16 protein-coding genes are annotated in these 19105 nt (G+C 62.2%); 14 read left to right on the forward strand and 2 right to left on the reverse strand.

Annotated features, from left to right (window positions below; all coding sequences use genetic code 11):
* Nucleotides 1-136 precede the first annotated feature (136 nt).
* From LOY45_RS08895 to LOY45_RS08915, 5 genes are read left to right on the forward strand one after another with little or no spacing between them, the layout of a single operon-like run.
* The gene (locus tag LOY45_RS08895; protein WP_115087885.1) at nucleotides 137-1789 is read left to right on the forward strand and encodes an AMP-binding protein; all 1653 of its coding nucleotides are present in this window, start codon (nucleotides 137-139) and stop codon (nucleotides 1787-1789) included.
* Between the two features lie 12 nt (nucleotides 1790-1801).
* On the forward strand, nucleotides 1802-2569 hold the full coding sequence (locus LOY45_RS08900; RefSeq protein ID WP_134063448.1) for an SDR family NAD(P)-dependent oxidoreductase: 768 nt from the start codon (nucleotides 1802-1804) through the stop codon (nucleotides 2567-2569).
* 18 nt (nucleotides 2570-2587) lie between these two features.
* On the forward strand, nucleotides 2588-3781 hold the full coding sequence (locus LOY45_RS08905; RefSeq protein ID WP_115087883.1) for an acetyl-CoA C-acyltransferase: 1194 nt from the start codon (nucleotides 2588-2590) through the stop codon (nucleotides 3779-3781).
* An 8-nt stretch (nucleotides 3782-3789) separates the two neighbouring features.
* A complete protein-coding gene (locus LOY45_RS08910; RefSeq protein ID WP_115087882.1) occupies nucleotides 3790-4917 on the forward strand; it encodes an acyl-CoA dehydrogenase in 1128 nt (375 codons plus the stop codon).
* Nucleotides 4918-4931: 14 nt separating this feature from the next.
* The gene (locus LOY45_RS08915) at nucleotides 4932-5705 is read left to right on the forward strand and encodes an enoyl-CoA hydratase (protein WP_115087881.1); all 774 of its coding nucleotides are present in this window, start codon (nucleotides 4932-4934) and stop codon (nucleotides 5703-5705) included.
* 40 nt (nucleotides 5706-5745) lie between these two features.
* On the opposite strand, the gene LOY45_RS08920 is transcribed toward LOY45_RS08915, so the two are convergent.
* Nucleotides 5746-10257: a hypothetical protein gene (locus LOY45_RS08920; protein WP_258578982.1), complete on the reverse strand. Its 4512-nt coding sequence runs from the start codon at nucleotides 10255-10257 to the stop codon at nucleotides 5746-5748.
* A gap of 202 nt (nucleotides 10258-10459) precedes the next feature.
* Between LOY45_RS08920 and exaC the strand changes: the two genes are divergently transcribed.
* From exaC to LOY45_RS08955, 7 genes are all read left to right on the forward strand, one after another.
* Nucleotides 10460-11980, forward strand: coding sequence for an acetaldehyde dehydrogenase ExaC (gene exaC, locus LOY45_RS08925; RefSeq protein WP_115087879.1), 1521 nt, complete (start codon nucleotides 10460-10462; stop codon nucleotides 11978-11980).
* A gap of 110 nt (nucleotides 11981-12090) precedes the next feature.
* On the forward strand, nucleotides 12091-12162 hold the full coding sequence (gene pqqA, locus LOY45_RS08930; RefSeq protein ID WP_009394664.1) for a pyrroloquinoline quinone precursor peptide PqqA: 72 nt from the start codon (nucleotides 12091-12093) through the stop codon (nucleotides 12160-12162).
* 127 nt (nucleotides 12163-12289) lie between these two features.
* Nucleotides 12290-13453 (forward strand): alcohol dehydrogenase-like regulatory protein ErcA, encoded by a 1164-nt coding sequence (gene ercA, locus LOY45_RS08935; protein WP_115087878.1) that lies wholly within the window; start codon nucleotides 12290-12292, stop codon nucleotides 13451-13453.
* Complete coding sequence (locus LOY45_RS08940; protein ID WP_115087877.1) at nucleotides 13437-15104, forward strand: PAS domain-containing hybrid sensor histidine kinase/response regulator; 1668 nt, start codon at nucleotides 13437-13439, stop codon at nucleotides 15102-15104. Before ercA ends, LOY45_RS08940 begins: the two co-directional genes overlap by 17 nt.
* A gap of 283 nt (nucleotides 15105-15387) precedes the next feature.
* Entirely contained in the window at nucleotides 15388-15792 is a 405-nt protein-coding gene (locus LOY45_RS08945; RefSeq protein ID WP_115087876.1) for a TraR/DksA family transcriptional regulator, read from the forward strand.
* Nucleotides 15793-16335: 543 nt separating this feature from the next.
* On the forward strand, nucleotides 16336-17556 hold the full coding sequence (locus LOY45_RS08950) for a methyl-accepting chemotaxis protein (protein WP_420832720.1): 1221 nt from the start codon (nucleotides 16336-16338) through the stop codon (nucleotides 17554-17556).
* Nucleotides 17557-17671: 115 nt separating this feature from the next.
* Nucleotides 17672-17887 (forward strand): hypothetical protein, encoded by a 216-nt coding sequence (locus tag LOY45_RS08955; protein WP_115087874.1) that lies wholly within the window; start codon nucleotides 17672-17674, stop codon nucleotides 17885-17887.
* 13 nt (nucleotides 17888-17900) lie between these two features.
* Here the strand turns inward: LOY45_RS08955 and LOY45_RS08960 are convergent, their stop codons facing one another.
* Complete coding sequence (locus LOY45_RS08960) at nucleotides 17901-18110, reverse strand: hypothetical protein (protein ID WP_115087873.1); 210 nt, start codon at nucleotides 18108-18110, stop codon at nucleotides 17901-17903.
* A gap of 319 nt (nucleotides 18111-18429) precedes the next feature.
* Between LOY45_RS08960 and LOY45_RS08965 the strand changes: the two genes are divergently transcribed.
* Nucleotides 18430-18900 (forward strand): hypothetical protein, encoded by a 471-nt coding sequence (locus LOY45_RS08965; protein ID WP_115087872.1) that lies wholly within the window; start codon nucleotides 18430-18432, stop codon nucleotides 18898-18900.
* A complete protein-coding gene (locus tag LOY45_RS08970) occupies nucleotides 18897-19103 on the forward strand; it encodes a hypothetical protein (RefSeq protein WP_115087871.1) in 207 nt (68 codons plus the stop codon). The genes LOY45_RS08965 and LOY45_RS08970 overlap by 4 nt, the downstream gene beginning before the upstream one ends.
* Nucleotides 19104-19105: the final 2 nt, after the last annotated feature.

The following is a 19105-nucleotide window of genomic DNA, read 5'->3' on the forward strand; positions in this document are numbered from 1 at the left end:
TCCTGGTGCCAGGGAGGGCAGCGGCCAAACCAGTCATCCAGATTGACAGCTTTGGCCATTGTCCCGTAACGGCTCTGGCGCGACTATCTTCAGATCAATCGTTTTATTCCAACAATAAAAAACGAGGAGTCTGGCGATGCGTGATTACCGTGCCGCGGCGCAAGGATTCAACTACCCGCATACCGCTGCGGCTGCCCTGCAAGGCAGCCTTGAAGCGCTCAACGCCTGCGTCGAGTGCTGCGACCGGCATGTCGGCGGCAATCGTATTGCACTGAACTGCGAAGGCCGTGAGGGTAGCAGCGCCCAGTACAGCTTCGAGCAACTGCAGCAATCTGCCGCGCGCCTGGCCAATGTGCTCAGGGCTCAGGGTGTAGGCGCCGGCGACCGGGTTGCCGGCTTGATGCCGCGTACGGTCGAGTTGCTGATCACCGTGTTGGCCACCTGGCGCCTGGGCGCAGTCTACCAGCCGCTGTTCACCGCTTTTGGCCCCAAGGCTATCGAACACCGGCTGGAACAGTCCGGGGCCAAGGTGGTGGTCACCGAGCCGCTCAATCGCAGCAAGCTCGACGAGGTCCATGACTGCCCGACAATCATCTGTGTTGGTGCCGCCAACGACGCCAGCGATATCGACTTTCACATGGCGCTGGCAGCAGCCGATGATCATTGCGAGCCGGTGCTGCTGGGGGGCGATGCACCGTTCCTGCTGATGTTCACTTCCGGCACTACCGGCCCGGCCAAGCCGCTGGAAGTGCCGCTGCGGGCCATCGTCGCCTTTCAGGGCTACATGCGCGATGCCATCGACCTGCGCCCTGAAGACAACTTCTGGAACCTTGCTGATCCTGGCTGGGCCTACGGGCTTTACTACGCCGTGACCGGGCCGCTGGCCCTGGGCCATGCCACTACCTTTTTCGATGGACCGTTCAGCGTCGAAAGTACCTGTCGGGTCATCAACAAGTACGCGATCAGCAACCTGGCGGGCTCGCCCACCGCCTATCGCCTGTTGATCGCTGCCGGCAGCGAATTCAGCGCGCCGATCAAGGGCCGCCTGCGGGTGGTCAGCAGTGCCGGCGAGCCGCTCAACCCGGAAGTGATCCGCTGGTTTGCCGACGAGCTGGGAGTGACCATCCACGACCATTACGGGCAGACCGAACTGGGCATGGTGCTGTGCAACCACCACGGCCTGGAGCACCCGGTGCACCTGGGGGCGGCCGGCTTTGCCATTCCCGGACACCGTATCGTGGTGCTGGATGAGCAGCACAATGAACTGCCAGCCGGGCAGCCGGGCATTCTCGCCGTGGACCGCGAGCAGTCGCCGCTGTGCTGGTTTGCTGGCTACCACGGTTTGCCGACCAAAGCCTTCGTCGGCAGGTACTACCTGAGCGGTGACACCGTGGAGCTCAACCCCGATGGCAGTATCAGCTTCGTTGGCCGCAGTGATGATGTGATCACCACTTCCGGCTACCGGGTCGGGCCGTTCGATGTCGAGAGCGCGCTGATCGAACACCCGGCGGTGATCGAGGCCGCCGTGGTTGGCAAACCGGACCCGGAGCGTACCGAACTGATCAAGGCGTTCGTGGTGCTGGCAAGCGCTCAGCAACCCAGCGAAGAACTGGCCGAGGCACTAAAGCAGCACGTCCGCCAGCGCCTGTATGCCCACGCCTATCCACGGGAAATCGAATTCGTCAGCGAGCTGCCCAAGACCCCGAGCGGCAAGCTGCAGCGTTTCATCCTGCGCAACCAGGAAATAGCCAAACAACAAGCCGCGCTGGCTTCGACTGCCAGCGCCTGAGGAACGACCATCATGCAGATTGCCAACAAGAACTTCATCGTCAGCGGCGCAGCTTCCGGGCTGGGCGCCGCTACCGCACAGATGCTCATCGAGGCTGGAGCCCAGGTGATGCTGGTCGACCTCAATGCCGAGGCGGTCGCTGCCAAGGCCCAGGCGCTGGGTAGCAAGGCGCACTTTGCGGTTGCCGATATCAGTCAGGAGAGCGCCGCCAAGGCCGCGGTCGATGCCGCCGTTGCCGCGTTCGGCAGTCTCCATGGCCTGATCAACTGCGCCGGTATCGTCGGCGCCGAAAAGGTCCTGGGCAAGAATGGCCCCCATGGCCTGGACAGCTTCAGCCGGGTGATCAACGTCAACCTGATCGGCAGCTTCAACCTGCTGCGCCTGGCCGCTGCAGCCATGGCCGAAGGCGAAGCGGGCGCTGATGGTGAGCGTGGGGTGATCATCAACACCGCCTCGATTGCCGCCTACGACGGCCAGATCGGTCAGGCCGCCTACGCCGCCTCCAAGGGCGCGATCGCCAGCCTGACCTTGCCTGCGGCCCGTGAACTGGCGCGCTTCGGCATCCGTGTGATGACCATCGCACCGGGCATTTTCGAAACCCCGATGATGGCCGGCATGACCCAGGAAGTGCGCGATTCGCTGGCGGCCGGAGTACCGTTCCCGCCACGCCTGGGCCGCCCGCAGGAATACGCTGCGCTGGCCCGCCACATCATTGAAAACAGCATGCTCAACGGTGAGGTGATCCGTCTTGACGGCGCCTTGCGCATGGCTGCCAAGTAATTTTCGGAGTAGACAATCATGACACTCGCCAATGATCCGATCGTAATCGTCAGCGCCGTGCGCACGCCCATGGGCGGCCTGCAGGGCGACCTGAAAAGCCTGACCGCGCCGCAGCTGGGTGCTGCGGCCATCCGCGCCGCTGTCGAGCGTGCCGGGGTAGCGCCTGACAGCGTCGAACAGGTGCTGTTCGGCTGCGTACTGCCGGCAGGCCTGGGCCAGGCGCCAGCGCGCCAGGCGGCCCTGGGCGCCGGTTTGAACAAGGGCACCACCTGCACCACCCTGAACAAGATGTGCGGCTCGGGCATGCAGGCGGCGATCATGGCCCACGACCTGCTGCTGGCCGGCAGCGCTGATGTGGTTGTGGCTGGCGGCATGGAAAGCATGTCCAACGCCCCGTACCTGCTGGACAAGGCCCGTAGCGGCTACCGCATGGGCCACGGCAGGATCATCGACCACATGTTCTTCGATGGCCTCGAAGACGCCTACGACAAGGGCCGCCTGATGGGCACCTTTGCCGAGGACTGCGCCGAGAACAATGGTTTTACCCGTGAGCAGCAGGATGACTTCGCCATTGCCTCGCTGACCCGCGCGCAGCAGGCGATCAAGGACGGCAGTTTTGCCAGCGAGATCGTCCCGGTCGAAGTGACCGAGGGCAAGACCCAGCGCCTGGTCAGCGACGACGAGCAGCCGCCCAAGGCTCGCCTGGACAAGATCCCTCAGCTCAAGCCGGCCTTCCGCGACGGCGGCACGGTGACCGCGGCCAACTCCAGCTCGATCTCCGATGGTGCTGCAGCGCTGGTGCTGATGCGCCGTTCCCAGGCCGAGCAGCAAGGTTTGAAGCCGTTGGCGGTGATCCATGGGCACGCGGCGTTCGCCGATGCCCCGGCGCTGTTCCCCACCGCACCGATCGGCGCCATCGACAAGCTGATCAAGCGCACTGGCTGGAGCCTGGCCGAGGTCGATCTGTTCGAAATCAACGAAGCCTTTGCCGTGGTCACCCTGGCGGCGATGAAGCACCTGGACCTGCCGCACGACAAGGTCAACGTCCATGGTGGCGCTTGCGCCCTGGGCCATCCGATCGGCGCGTCGGGCGCGCGCATCCTCGTCACCCTGCTGGCGGCCCTGCGCCAGAAAGGCCTGCATCGTGGCATTGCAGCGATCTGCATCGGCGGCGGTGAAGCCACGGCCATGGCCGTCGAGTGTCTGTACTGAGGTGCACCATGCTAATCAATGACGAACAACAGCAAATCAGCGACGCCGTCCGCCAGTTCGCCCAGGAGCGCCTACGGCCCTTTGCCGAACAATGGGACCGCGAACATCGCTTCCCTAAAGAGGCAATCGAGGAGATGGCCGGGCTGGGCCTGTTCGGCATGCTGGTGCCGGAGCAGTGGGGCGGTAGCGACACCGGTTACGTGGCCTACGCCATGGCTCTGGAAGAAATCGCCGCCGGCGATGGTGCCTGCTCGACCATCATGAGCGTGCACAACTCGGTGGGCTGCGTGCCCATCCTCAAGTTTGGCAACGACCAGCAGAAGCAGCAGTTCCTCACACCGCTGGCCAGCGGCGCCATGCTCGGCGCCTTTGCCCTGACCGAGCCGCAAGCCGGTTCCGATGCCAGCAGCCTGAAGACCCGCGCCCGGCGTGACGGCGATCATTACGTGCTGAACGGCTGCAAGCAGTTCATCACCTCCGGGCAGAACGCTGGCGTGGTCATCGTGTTTGCAGTCACCGACCCCGAGGCCGGCAAGCGCGGCATCAGCGCCTTCATCGTGCCCACCGATTCAGCGGGTTACCAGGTGGCACGGGTTGAAGACAAACTCGGCCAGCACGCCTCCGACACCTGCCAGATCGTCTTTGACGACGTGCGCGTGCCGGTAGCCAACCGCCTGGGCGAGGAGGGCGAAGGCTACAAGATTGCCCTGGCCAACCTCGAAGGCGGCCGGATCGGTATTGCCTCGCAATCGGTGGGCATGGCCCGCGCCGCCTTCGAGGTGGCCCGTGACTATGCCCGCGAGCGCGAAAGCTTCGGCAAGCCGTTGATCGAACATCAGGCCGTGGCCTTCCGCCTGGCCGACATGGCTACCCGTGTTGCCGTGGCCCGGCAGATGGTCCTGCATGCTGCGGCGCTGCGCGATGCCGGGCGTCCGGCCCTGGTCGAAGCGTCAATGGCCAAGCTGTTCGCCTCGGAAATGGCCGAAAAGGTCTGTTCGGACGCCTTGCAGACCCTCGGCGGTTATGGCTATCTGAGCGACTTTCCGCTGGAGCGCATCTACCGCGATGTGCGGGTCTGCCAGATCTATGAAGGCACCAGCGATATTCAGCGCATGGTCATTGCGCGCAATCTTTGAAGGGAGCAGCTTGCATGTCATTTGAAACCATTCTGTTGGACATCCACGGCAAGGTCGGCCTGGTCACCCTCAACCGCCCCCAGGCGCTCAATGCCCTGAACGCGCAGATTGTCGGCGAGATCAACCAGGCCCTGGACCAGCTCGAAGCCGACCCGAACATCGGTTGCGTGGTGCTGACCGGCTCCGCCAAGGCGTTCGCGGCTGGCGCCGACATCAAGGAAATGGCCGACCTGCGCTACCCGCAGATCTACGTCGATGACCTGTTCAGCGACGCTGATCGCATCGCCAACCGGCGCAAGCCGATCATCGCTGCGGTGTCCGGCTTTGCCCTGGGCGGCGGTTGTGAGCTGGCGATGATGTGCGACTTCATCCTTGCCGCCGATAACGCCAAGTTTGGCCAGCCGGAAATCAACCTCGGTGTGCTGCCGGGCATGGGCGGCACCCAGCGCCTGACCCGTGCGGTGGGCAAGGCCAAGGCCATGGAACTGTGCCTGAGCGGCCGCCTGATGGGCGCCGAGGAAGCCGAGCGCGCTGGCCTGGTGGCGCGCGTGGTACCGCAAGCCGAGCTGCTGGAAGAGGCGCTGAAGGTGGCGGCGACCATCGCCAGCAAGTCGATCCCGATGACCATGATGGTCAAGGAAAGCGTCAACCGCGCGTTTGAGGTCAACCTGGCCGAGGGCGTACGCTTCGAGCGCCGGGTGTTCCATGCGGCCTTCGCCACCGAAGACCAGAAGGAAGGAATGGCCGCCTTTATCGCCAAGCGTGAGGCGCAGTTCAAGGATCGTTGAAATGGATCGGGCGCTGCTGCCAGCGCCCGATTTTCTCCCGTCACTCCTTGAAAAACCATTGCCGAGCCGCCGCCAGGCTTATCGGCCCGCGGTGCACCACCTTGTTGCCTTCGACGAACTGCCCGCGGTCATAGCGCTGACTGGCAAGCTTCAGGTGTGCGGCCTTGAAGTCGTCGACCGGGGTGTTCTCGGCCGCGTAGTGAAAGTGCGCATACCACAAGGGTTTGTTGGCGTGCAGCACCACGTACTCATCCAGGTACTCCTGCGCCCAATCCCGGGTACTGGCCAGCGGCTTGCGCTTGACCAGGCGTTTGAGTTTCACCTGGCCCTTGCCCAGCAAGTACTCCAGCTCGCGCATGCTCGGTGCTTGCGCCAGGGCAGCCTCTATCCTCAGTTGCTCGCCGGTATGCAACAGTTCGTCAGCGACTTCATCCAGCCGCTTGATCTGCAGGGCTGCGTCCGTATTGCCCGCCGCCTGATCGGTCTGGTTGTTCCGCGTCAGCGCCCGTTCGATGGCCTGGCGCTGCGCAGTCAGTGCAAGCCGTCGGCGATCGGCTATTTCCTCGATTTCGATTGGCAGGTAGGTGCTTCTGCCCTGGTTTTTCAGGCGCTGGATATCTTGCCTGGCCAGAGCGGTAAGACGCATGCCTTCACGCAGCAGGGCACCCAGCTCGGCGTCTGCGACCTGTGGAGGTAGCGCTTGCTCGAGGGATAGGGGCTCCCAGGTACCGGTAAGCGGATCTTCACGGTAGGACGCACGGATACTGTCGTCCTGTGGGTTGTGGATGTCGACGATACCTTCACTGTCGCGTCGCTGCTGTCCTAGCAGCACGCCCTCATCGCGGGTTTCGATCAGCCCTGGCACTTGCCGGTGCAACTGACGCAGGCTGCTGCGCTCAAGCAGCGGTTGCGGGTACTCGTCAAGGTCGGCGCGGGTCTCCTTGAGCATCAACGCCAGGTCGGTTTCGAGCCTGGACACCAGGCTGTCGGCGGCCTGCTGACCGGGCAGCAGGTTTTTCAGATTGCCCAGTTGGCGCAGCGCCGTGCTGAAATGGCGCTGGATGTTGTCCAGTACGCGGGCATGAACCTCTGCCTGCTCACGGCTCAAGGCCTGCAGGTTCATGCGCTGCAGCATGCCCTGCTCGAGGTTGCGCCAGCTGTGTTCCAGCCAGTAATCGCTTTCGCTGGCATCCTCGCTTGCCTCCACCAGCCTCAAGCGGTTGCTCATCACCTCGCTGCGCAGGGTGTACCAGTACAACCGCGATGCGGGGCGGGTGGCAGGTTCGTTGAGGCTCAGTTCCATCATCTGGATAGTGGGTTGACGGATGCTGGACAGCTTGTGCAGTTGCTCGCGGGTAGCGCTCAGGGTTTCGCTATGGCTGATCAGTTTGCCGAGCAAAAGCTCGATCTGGTCGAGCAGATCGACCTGCATTGAATGTTCGCTTGAGCCTGGCTCAGGCAAGACTCCGTCGGTTTCCCTGACCGACTGGACAAAGCGCTGGCGCAACGGTTTGTACAGTTTGCCCAGGGTCGAAAGCATGGACAGCTGGCAACGTGCTCGTTCAAACAGGGCTTTTGCCTGCAGTGTCTTGTACTGGTTGAGGGGGCGTTTTTCATTGCGTTCACGCAGCGTCTCTTGGTGTCGCTCGAAGTCCTGGGACAACGTTTCCATCTTGGCCAGATAGCCTTGCAGGATGCGCGGGTCGGTGTCGTCGGTGAGCTGCCGGGCAAATGCCTGCAGACGTTGTTGGCTGGCCAGTGCCTCGGCTTGCTGCGTGCGTAATGTCTGATCCAGGTTGTCGATCGACTGCTCCAGGTCAGCAGGCTTGAGGCGATTGCGCAGAGGCTGACCGCCGCGCAGGCGCAAGCGCAGATCGAGTGTCCAGCGCAGGGCCTCATCTCTTCTCAGCCAGGGCCCGGCGATAATGCGCGGTTGGTCGATGGCGGCATCGAATTGCACTGGGTAGGCGCGAGCGCCCTGGGCGAAATAGAGTTGTTCATTGTGCAGGTACAAGCCCTGCAGCGCCCCGTCCTGGATGGGGGAACCGAGCATGGAGGGTGACAGCGGGCTGGCCAGGCTTTCCAGGTGGGTGCTTTGCTGGGCGGTGAGGCGGTGGTCCGGGCGCGCCCAGCTGAAGGTCAGCTCGGCTTGCGGTTCGGCTAGCGCCGGGGTGACTGGCGGTTTTGCCGGCACAAGTGCGTGGCTGGGCCGCCTGCGCACCGCTGGCCTGATGCCCAGCCGGCGGGTGGCGTGCACGAACAGGACCATGGCGATGTTGATCAGCAGGTCGGCGAACGCCTGGCGATGTTCACCGGGACTGTTTTGTACATCGCTCACCAGCAGGCGCTTGGCGCTGTCGAGGACCTGAATCATCCAGGCGACCTTGGCCACACTGCCCTCGAACAAGGGCAGCAAGGTGTTGAACATCAGCCAACCCAGTTGCTTCCAGGCGTCCCAGCGCGATTGTGCGGTGCTGGTCGAGTGGCGCTTGGCCCGGTCGACCAGCTCCTGGGCGCTGGCCTGGTAGATCAGGTCGTGCACGGCACCTTTGGCCAGGGCCACACCCAGGCGGGCAGGCGCAGGCGTCTGCAGCGGTTCGAACTCGGCGCCAGGGACGAAGCGGTGAATGTGCGGCTCACGCAGGCCGCCCTTGGCATAAATCGGACGCGTATGTTCAGGCAGACGGTCGAGCAAGTCATCCTGCAACGGACCGGTGCTGGCGAACGCGTCGAACAGGGCGATCCGGTCGTGAAACTCCAGCAGCGGGTCAGTATGCAATGGGCGATACAGCACGCAAGGGCCTTGCCTGACATCGCCAGGTTCGATCAGCCAGGCATTGAGTAGCGTATCGGCAGCAGCGCCGCTTGCGCGCAGCAGGGTCAGGGGCCTGAGTACGAAGGCCCCGGGCAAGGCGTGGGCGAACAGCGCGTCCACCGCCTGGCAGGCCGGCAGGCTGATGCGCTTGTCGCGCAGATGCAGCTCCAGCGCCAGCAGCGGCAACTGCGTCTTCAGCTGCGTACCGAACAGTGTCCGCCGCGCCTGCACCTGGTCGGGGTCGTCGAGCAATTGCCGTTGCAAGGTCTGTGGATACTGTCCGCCGATGTCCAGTTCACTCACCAGGGTGCGCACATAGGCTTCATTCATCCAGTCGGGCAGGTGGGCACCGCTGAGTAACTGCAGGCTCACAGTGCCTGCGGCCAGCACACCGAGGTTGTCGATGGCCAGCTGTGCGAGGGAAAAATTGACGACCTTGACGACGCCATCGGTGATCAGGCTGCCTTGCCCGGGGATGGCGCTGGCGATGACTTGATGATTGCTGATCATTACGTCGCTGGCATTGAATCCCGCACCGGGGTGATCGTGCTCGATCCTCGCGTCCAGGGCCTTGCAGGCGAAGACCTCGGCGGTGTCGATGTCATCACGCCAGGTTTTGCCGGCGGCCTCTCGATGTGATTGCGCCTGATTGATCAACAAGGTGCTGTAGCGGATGGCCAGCTCGCTGTCGAGTAGCCATGCCGGCAGCAGGAAGGCGATCTGGTTCTGTCGCTCAAGCTCCTGGGCGGTACACAGGTCCAGCATCGAGGTCGAGCGATCAATGATGGCGTTGAGCGCTGCCGCCTGCTCAGGCGTTCTCGATGCCAAGGCGATGACTTCGATCAAGCGCAAATGTTGTTTGAGAAAGCCGGCGGCCTGGGCTTCGAAGGCCGATGTTGCCGGTTGGCTGAACTGAGCTTGTGGAGCCGTGGATAGCAACGACCTGGGCCAGTTCATAGCTAGCATGTCGAGAAAACCCTGGGTTGACTCGAAGGGTGCCAGCGCACCCACCAGGGTAAACAGGATGGCCACTTGGGCTTTTGGTGGATCGGGAAAATCTTCGATCAGCAAGGCACTGGACAGGTCGGCATCGATAACCTGTGCTGGCGTCAGGTCAACCGTCACCTGCCGGACGCTCAAGCCTTGCAGATTGGCGAACCGGCTGCGTTGCCACGGTGTCGGAAAGGCCGCAACGATGCCGGCGGTGGCCGCTTGAGCCAGGGTTAGCTTGCCGGCGTTGACACTGACATCGATCGCATTCTTCATCAGCCTTTGCAGGTAGCTGGCGTACCAGCTCCAGGGCGTTTCACCGCGCTCGTCACTCAAGCTCCAGAAATCAACCAGCGCCTGCAGGAAGGCTTCAACGATCAAGGGGCCACAATCGTTGATCAGCAGTTCAAGGGTATGCAGGTCGACATTGAGTTGTACATCCTGGCCCTGTTGCGGGTAGCGGCTGAGATAGTCCTCGCCGTCATTCAGGTTCAAGGTGCTGCCCAGGCAGTATCGCTCGATCAGGACTTGAGGCAACTGGCGGATATGAACTTGAGCTTCGGTGTGGCTGATCAGATAGAGCGTCAGCGGATTGTGTTGCAGTGGCAGTCGTCGTTGGCCCCAGTGCTCAAGCAGGATCTGGCCGGCGATTTCGAGCAGGGCGGGACGCTTGACGAAGCGCTTGGCGACCGCGCAGCTCAAGGTCGCCTGTTCGGCAATGGACTGATGGGGCGAAGGGGCGGTCATCTGGCGAGGCTTCCAAAACAGGGGGAAGCGCCATATGACGCCCGCACGCGCCTGAGCAGGCGGTAGCCGGTTACCACCCAGGCGTACTACCAATTGACGAGACGGCACCTGCCAAGGGCCGATTCGCGCCTGCCGTGCGGCTGCTTACCATCGAGCCAGCTGCCTGTCATGCCGACAGGCCCGCAGCGCACATGAGGCCCCCATGATCTACGCACCCCCTGGCACAGCTGATGCCCTGATCAGCTTCAAGGCCGTTTACGGCAACTACATCGGCGGCGAATTCGTGGCCCCGCTGACAGGCCAGTACTTCAGCAACAGCTCGCCGGTCAATGGCCAGGCGATTGCCGAGTTCCCGCGCTCCGGCGCGGCCGACATCGACCTGGCGCTGGATGCCGCCCATGGCGTAGCCGATGCCTGGGGGCGCACGTCCGTGCAAGAGCGCTCGCGAATCCTGTTGAAGATCGCCGATCGCATCGAACAGCACCTTGAAGTGCTGGCCCTGAGTGAAACCTGGGACAACGGCAAGGCCATCCGCGAAACCCTGAATGCCGACGTGCCACTGGCTGCCGATCACTTTCGTTACTTCGCCGGCTGCATCCGCGCCCAGGAAGGCAGTGCCGCCGAGATCAACGAGCACACTGCCGCTTATCACTTCCATGAGCCGCTCGGCGTGGTCGGGCAGATCATCCCCTGGAACTTCCCGTTGCTGATGGCCGCCTGGAAACTCGCCCCGGCCCTGGCCGCGGGCAACTGCGTGGTGCTCAAGCCGGCCGAGCAGACGCCGCTGTCGATTACCGTGTTCGCTGAACTGATCGGTGATCTGTTGCCCGCTGGCGTGCTCAACATCGTCCACGGCTTTGGCCGCGAAGCCGGTGAAGCCCTGGCCACCAGCAAGCGTATCGCCAAGATTGCCTTTACCGGCTCTACCCCGGTGGGCTCGCACATCATGAAATGCGCTGCCGAGAACATCATCCCCTCGACGGTGGAACTGGGCGGCAAGTCGCCGAACATCTTCTTCGAAGACATCATGCAGGCCGAGCCCGCGTTCATCGAAAAAGCCGCCGAAGGCCTGGTGCTGGCGTTCTTCAATCAGGGCGAAGTGTGCACCTGCCCATCGCGGGCATTGATCCAGGAGTCGATCTACGAGCCGTTCATGGCCCAGGTCATGAAGAAGATCCAGCAGATTAAACGCGGTAACCCGCTGGACACCGAAACCATGGTCGGTGCCCAGGCCTCCGAGCAGCAATACGACAAGATCCTTTCCTACCTGCAGATCGCCCGCGAAGAGGGCGCCCAGGTACTCACTGGCGGCGATTGCGAACGCTTGAGCGGTGATCTTGCCGGTGGCTATTACATCCAGCCGACCCTGCTCAAGGGCCACAACCAGATGCGCGTGTTCCAGGAAGAAATCTTCGGCCCGGTGGTCGGCGTGACCACGTTCAAGGACGAAGCCGAAGCCCTGGCGATTGCCAACGATACCGAGTTCGGCCTTGGCGCCGGGGTCTGGACCCGCGACATCAACCGCGCCTACCGCATGGGCCGCGGCATTCAGGCCGGGCGGGTGTGGACCAACTGCTACCACCTATACCCGGCCCACGCCGCGTTCGGTGGCTACAAAAAATCCGGGGTCGGCCGCGAGACCCACAAGATGATGCTCGACCACTACCAGCAGACCAAGAACCTGCTGGTGAGTTACGACGTCAATCCGCTGGGGTTCTTCTGAAGGCCCGGATAACCTGAAAGAAACGGTTCCAAAGTAGCATTCGACCGGCACCGGCAACGGTGTATTAATAGAAGCACCGCAATCCTGTGGTGCCAGAAGAGGATGGACCTATGTGGAAAAAGCCTGCGTTCACTGATCTGCGTATCGGTTTTGAAGTGACCATGTACTTCGCCAATCGCTGATCCCTCTTGCGCCGGTCGCTGCTTGCAGCGGTCGGCGCTTCTGTTTCTGCCCGCCGATGGTCTGATTGCAATCGAAGGGGGATGCTTTAGGCTGGCGCTATTACTACAACAAGAATAGAAGCGTCCCATGAGCCCGAAACTGAGCCAGTTGCGCAAGTTCGTCTCCCCGGAAATCATCTTCGGCGCCGGTTGTCGTCACCATGTCGCCAATTACGCCAAGACCTTTGGCGCGCGCAAGGTCCTGCTGGTCAGCGACCCAGGGGTGATCGCCGCCGGCTGGGTGGCTGATATCGAAGCCAGCCTGCAAGAACAGGCCATTGATTACTGCCTGTACACCGAGGTTTCGCCCAACCCTCGGGTTGAAGAGGTCATGGCCGGCGCCGAGCGCTACCGTAGCGAACAGTGCGATGTGATCGTCGCGGTCGGTGGCGGCAGCCCCATGGATTGCGCCAAGGGTATCGGCATCGTGGTTGCCCATGGTCGGCACATTCTCGAGTTCGAAGGGGTCGACACCATCCGCGTGCCGAGCCCGCCGTTGATCCTGATCCCGACCACCGCCGGTACCTCCGCCGACGTTTCCCAGTTCGTGATCATCTCCAACCAACAGGAACGCATGAAGTTCTCCATCGTCAGCAAGGCGGTGGTGCCGGATGTGTCGCTGATTGACCCAGAAACCACCTTGAGCATGGACCCGTTCCTCTCCGCCTGTACCGGCATCGATGCCCTGGTGCATGCCATCGAGGCGTTCGTGTCGACGGGCCACGGACCGCTGACCGACCCCCATGCGCTGGAGGCCATGCGCCTGATCAACGGCAACCTGGTGCAGATGATCGCCAACCCCGCCGACATCGCCCTGCGCGAGAAGATCATGCTCGGCAGCATGCAGGCCGGGCTGGCGTTCTCCAACGCGATTCTTGGTGCGGTGCATGCCATGTCCCATAGCCTGGGCGGCTTTCTCGATTTGCCTCACGGGCTGTGTAATGCGGTGCTGGTCGAGCATGTGGTGGCGTTCAACTACAGCGCCGCACCGGAGCGCTTCAAGGTCATCGCGCAAACCCTCGGTATCGATTGCCGAGGCCTGAGTCACAAGCAGGTCAGCCAGCGCCTGGTCGAGCACCTGATTGCGCTCAAGCATGCCGTGGGCTTTCACGAAACCCTTGGCCTGCATGGCGTCGGCATGACCGACATCCCGTTTTTGTCCCAGCACGCCATGGATGATCCGTGCATCCTGACCAACCCGCGCAGCTCCAGCCAGCGTGATGTCGAGGTGGTGTATGGCGAGGCCCTCTGAACCGGCGGGCGACGCCCTGGCCGGGCTGCTGGGGCTGAGCAACCACACCGTACGCAAGAGCCACTACCCGGAACTGGCGGTACGCCTTGAAGAGCTGGAGGCCGAGCGCAATCGCTACAAGTGGCTGTTCGAGCATGCGGTGCACGGCATCTTCCAGGCCAGTCTTGAAGATGGCATGCGTGCGGCCAATCCGGCGCTGGCGCGCATGCTGGGTTATGCCGATGCACAGGCACTGGTGTTGTCGCGCAACGACCTGGCCAGCCACTTGTTCGCTGGCGGCCAGGATGAATTGCTGGCCATCGCCCAGGTGCTGCAGCGCGAGCAGGCACTGATCGGCTATGAAACCCGGCTGCGCCGGCGTGACGGCAGCCATATCGACGTGCTGATGAACCTGTTGCTGCGTCCGGACGAAGACGGCGTGGTCGAAGGTTTTGTCGCCGATATCACCGAGCGCAAGCTGGCCCAGGAGCGCCTGCAGCAACTCAATGACCAGCTTGAGCAGCGGGTCGCCGAGCGCACCAACGAACTGATCGAAGCCCGTGACGCCGCCCAGGCCGCCAATCGTAGCAAGGACAAGTACCTGGCAGCGGCCAGCCACGACCTGCTGCAGCCGCTCAACGCGGCGCGGCTATTGATCTCCACCCTGCGCGAGCGCCAGATGCCCGCGGGTGAACAGCAACTGGTGGAGCGTGCACACCAGGCCCTGGAGGGCGCCGAGGACCTGCTCACCGACCTGCTGGATATCTCCCGGCTCGACCAGGCGGCGATCAAGCCGGACCTGGACCTGTACCGCCTGGACGAGGTGCTGGCGCCACTGGCTTCCGAGTTTCAACCGGTGGCTGAAGCAGCCGGGCTCAGTTTGCGTGTGCGCGGTGGTCGGCTCGCCGTGCGTACCGACTTGCGCCTGGTCACGCGAATCCTGCGCAACTTTCTCAGCAATGCCTGCCGCTACACCGAGCATGGGCGCATCCTGCTCGGCGCGCGGCGGCGTGGCGATTACCTGCGCCTGGAAGTCTGGGACAGTGGGCGTGGCATCGCCGCCGACCGTCTGGACTCGATCTTTCTCGAGTTCAACCAACTGGATGTCGGCCGCGCTGCCGAGCGCAAAGGGGTAGGGCTGGGGCTGGCAATTGTCGAGCGGATCGCGCGCATACTCGATTACCCGGTCAAGGTGCGCTCATGGCCGGGGCGCGGCTCGGTGTTCAGCATCGATGTGCCGCTGTCGGGAGAACTGCCGAATGAGCTGCCAGCGTCGACGCTTTCGCAGCCCAGTGTGGGGGATCCGCTGCCTGGGCGGCGGTTGCTGGTGTTGGACAATGAACTCAGCATTCAGCACAGCATGGCAGCCTTGCTTGAGCAGTGGGGGTGCGAAGTGCGCACGGCCAGTGATTACGCCGAGGCCCTGGCGGTGCTCAAGGGGCGGGCACCGGAACTGATCCTGGCCGACTTCCACCTGGATCACGGGGTGACCGGATGCGAGGTGGTGCGTGACTTGCGCAAACATTTCGGCCAGCCCATCCATGCCGTGATGATTACCGCCGATCGCAGTGAGCAAAGCCGCCGGGCCATGCAACGCCTGGGTACACCATTGCTGAACAAGCCAGTGAAACCGGGCAAGTTGCGTGCGGTGCTGAGTCAATTGCTCGGTTAAGGGGATCTTTGTTACAAGGTTTTTGTCGGAGAATGACCGTTTGTCCCTGGGAAAGCGCCTGCGCTGCGGTTTTTTTGTTATAAACCAGCGCCGGGGGAGAGCCTTTAGCACCTTTTCGGTCAAAACCACTGTCATTTCTGTTGCCCAGTGTGAATCTCGGCCTTAGACTGCCGCCCCCTGTAAATTGAGTGCCGGATGGTGCTTGAAGAATTCCGCTCCTGGCGAGCTATTCGCCAGGAGCACCCGATTCGCCTTAATGCACGTATTTTTTATAGAGAAATCAATGACAAAGGAAAAGTTGCTGGCCATGCCGGCCGATGACTACATGAACGCTGAGCAATTGGCTTTCTTCACCGAGCTGCTGCAGACGATGAAGGTCGAGATCCATGAGCGCATCGAACAAAGTCGTGTAACCATCGAAAGCCTGGACACGCCTGCCGATCCTGCCGACGCCGCCTCGGTCGAAGAAGAGCGCCAGTGGCTGGTCAACACCATCGACCGTGACCAGCGCCTGCTGCCGCAACTGGAAATGGCCCTGGGCCGGATCGCCGACGAGAGCTTCGGCTGGTGTGACGACAGCGGCGAGCCGATCGGCCTCAAGCGCCTGCTGATCAGCCCGACCACCAAGTACTGCATCGAGGCGCAAGAGCGTCAAGAGCAGATCGACAAGCACCAGCGCCAGGCCTGACCTGCGCAGGTCTCAGACAAAACCCCCGGGGAGCGATCTCCGGGGGTTTTGTTTTTCTTGCCCTGTATCAAGGGCGGCGGTCTTACATCCAAGGAAGCATGGCTAATGGCAAGATAGTGGCGTTTAATGGCTGCACAACAAGACGTGCTGCGATGGAGCCAAAACATGATGCGAGAAGGATCTCTGCCTAGCGCCGTGATTGAAGGGCAAACTGCGTCGTCCAGCGTCGCGCCCTGGTCAGACACGGTGTTGCAGAGCCTGGTACTGGCGGGGTTGCTGGCGGCCATGGCTTTTGCCGGGCTTTCGTTTTACATCGGCCTGCCTCTGGCCTTGCTGGCGCTGTGGTTACCACGCCTGCGCAAGGCCACGGTTGCCCCGCAGGTGACCAGTGATCCGCTGGCCGAGCTGACTCGCGACCTGTCACGAACCACCAGCCACAACGCCTTGTCGGCAGCCGGCGTGGCGTTCTCGGTGCAGCAACTGGCAGACAAGCTGCAATCGCAACTGAGTGCGGCAGCACAGATCGTCAGCAGCGCCGAAGTAATGATCGGCACCGAGAAGGCTACCTCGCAGTTGAGCCAGCAAGCCCTGGTGGCTGCCCGCAGCGCCCATGAAAGCAGCGCCGCCGGCCGTACGGTGCTGGCGGAGTCGATCCAGCGCATGCACCACCTGAGTTCGCGGGCTACGGCCAGTCGCGAATTGATCGAGGCTCTGCACCAGCGCAGCGAGGATATTGCCCGGGTCACTCTGGTAATCCAGACCATCGCCAGCCAGACCAACCTGCTGGCCCTCAACGCTGCGATCGAAGCAGCCAGGGCCGGTGATCACGGTCGAGGTTTTGCCGTGGTTGCCGATGAGGTGCGTGGCCTTGCCGGGCGCACCGCCAGCGCCACTGAGGAGGTCGGCCAGATGGTTGCCGACATCCAGCACCGTACGGCGCAGGTGGTCGAGCAGATCCGCGAGCTGTCGGATGACCTGCACAGCGGCGTGGATCAGGTCGAGCATACCGGGGAACAGCTGGACAGCATTGCCGGGCTGGCCGCCGGGGTCGAGCAGCAGATTGGCGAGATTGCCGAGGGCACCGAAACCAATCGGGTGCAACTGGACAGCCTGTTCGAGGCGGTGGCCCGGATGCGCAGCGACCTGCAGGTCAGCGACCAGCAAACCCAGCGCCTGGCCCAGGCAGCCGTGCAGCTGGAAGGGCAGGCCGAAAGCATCAGCGAGCGCCTGGCCGAGGTCGGCCTGGATGACTATCACCAGCGCGTTTATGACCTGGCCCGCCAAGGTGCACAGCAGATCGCCGAACAGTTCGAGCACGATATCGCCCAAGGCCGTATCAGCCTTGGAGACTTGTTCGACCGCCATTACCAGCAACTGCCAGGCACTTCACCGGTACGTTTCCGCACGCGCTTCGACCAGTACACCGACCAGGTCCTGCCAGCGATCCAGGAGCCGCTGCTCAAGCCTCATGAAGGCCTGGTGTTCGCCATTGCCTGCACCCAGCAAGGCTATGTGCCTACTCACAACAATGCCTTCAATCAGCCGTTGACCGGGGACCCGGTGGTGGACACCGCGCACAACCGCAGCAAGCGCAAGTTTGATGATCGCACCGGCATTCGTTGCGGTAGTCATCAACAGGCGGTCTTGTTGCAAACCTATACCCGCGACACCGGCGAGCTGATGCACGACTTGTCGGTGCCGATCCAGGTGCAGGGACGGCATTGGGGTGGTTTGCGCCTGGGCTATCGGCCGCAAGCGGATTAACGGGGCTTTGTTACCGCCGATGTAAAACAGCTATGCCGGGGATAGCTTTTTCTGCAGGCACGCAGGTTCTATCATGCTCACATCGTTAGGTTGCTAATAAATTCCGGAGGGAATGATGAATAGCCAAGTCGATGTTGCGGTGATGATCGGCAGCGGCGTGCCTGCGTCGCTTCAGGCATTGGGCAAGCGCGTGTGCTGGGTAGTGCTGGTTAATGGCGAGCGACGTGGCACTGCTTTTGCCAGCCGCACTGAGGCCCAGGAGTGTCGTGCAGCCTGGCTGGAGCAGTTGCGGGACACCGACCGGCCCGGCGCTGCGCGTCAGGCCGGTTGAACCTGGGCCTGAGTCAGTTTTCCAGGTGACGGGCCAGGGCACAGGCTTCGGTATGCTCACGGCGAAAGCCCCTGACCCGCCCGGTGGCCTGTTCGGTGATATGAAAGAACCCGATACCGGCCGGTATTACGACAAAGCGCGGTGGCCTGTTGAACGATTGAGCAGCATATTCTATGTAGGAAACGCCTTTAGGCTCTCGACGGAATTCGGTGTTTTCGTGCATATTCGCTTCCCTGTGTGTTGTGGATGATTTCCAGGAGCCCGTCCTGCTGAAGGGCTTGATCTCATCTATCGCACTTTTGTTGCGATAGTGCTGTCAGAAAAAGCGTCTCCGTTTAAGGAAATTAGCTGAAAATTGGCAAACTGGCTTAAGCCTGCAGTAATGGGTAACCATTCCTGCGCGTTGCTTTGCCAGTCTGCACAGACTTTTCAAGCACCAATCCACTAGTCTTTCAGACTTCGAATTGAAGTACCGTTGCCTTGCGGGCGCCTTGTTGCCTGCCGGGGGAGCGGCGTGTAATCGGTATTTGAGGAATTCTTCATTGGCAGTCAGCAATCTGGATACACATGCCCTGTTTGTGCTGGGCGACCTCAGGGCGAAACTGGTCAAACAGTTTCAAACGCGTTTTGTTTATGTCACTGAACAGAGCGCGGAAGGCCTGTACATGGCCGAGATCGATACTGAAACCGCATTGGTGGTGGATGACAAACAGCGACTGGAGCTCAAGGTCGGCGATCATTTTCGTGCCGCCGTATTGCCCAGCCGTGAAGGTGGCAAGCTGGAAATCCGCTTTCGTGAGATCAAGCTGACCGTGTATGGCCTGGGTGACTATGCCTTTGTTTCTGTTCCTGAAGGCGAAGGTATCGTCTTTAAAGAAGGGCAGAGCGTGGTGCTGGTGTTTGCCGCGAAAGAGCAGCTGCAGGAAGGCCTGAGCAAGACTCTCAAAGCCGTGACTCGCAAGGTTGCCAAGTGGCAGAAGGGTGAGCTGACCACCTTCAAGGCCAGCGAGTGAGTGAGCCCGTCGAACGCTCCAGTCGTGCCGACTTTCATGTTCGGCACCAGGCGCAAGCACGGGCCCTGGCCGAGCAGTGGCTATTGCAACGCCCACAGATGCAGGCCGCCTGGTTTGACTGGGTCGCAACCCAGCTTTATCAATTGAGCCCGCCCGAGTATGCGGCCATGGTCCGCCGTGAGCTGCAACAACTCACGGGTTGATC

The organism is Pseudomonas wadenswilerensis (genome assembly GCF_024749185.1).
GTDB lineage: Bacteria > Pseudomonadota > Gammaproteobacteria > Pseudomonadales > Pseudomonadaceae > Aquipseudomonas > Aquipseudomonas wadenswilerensis.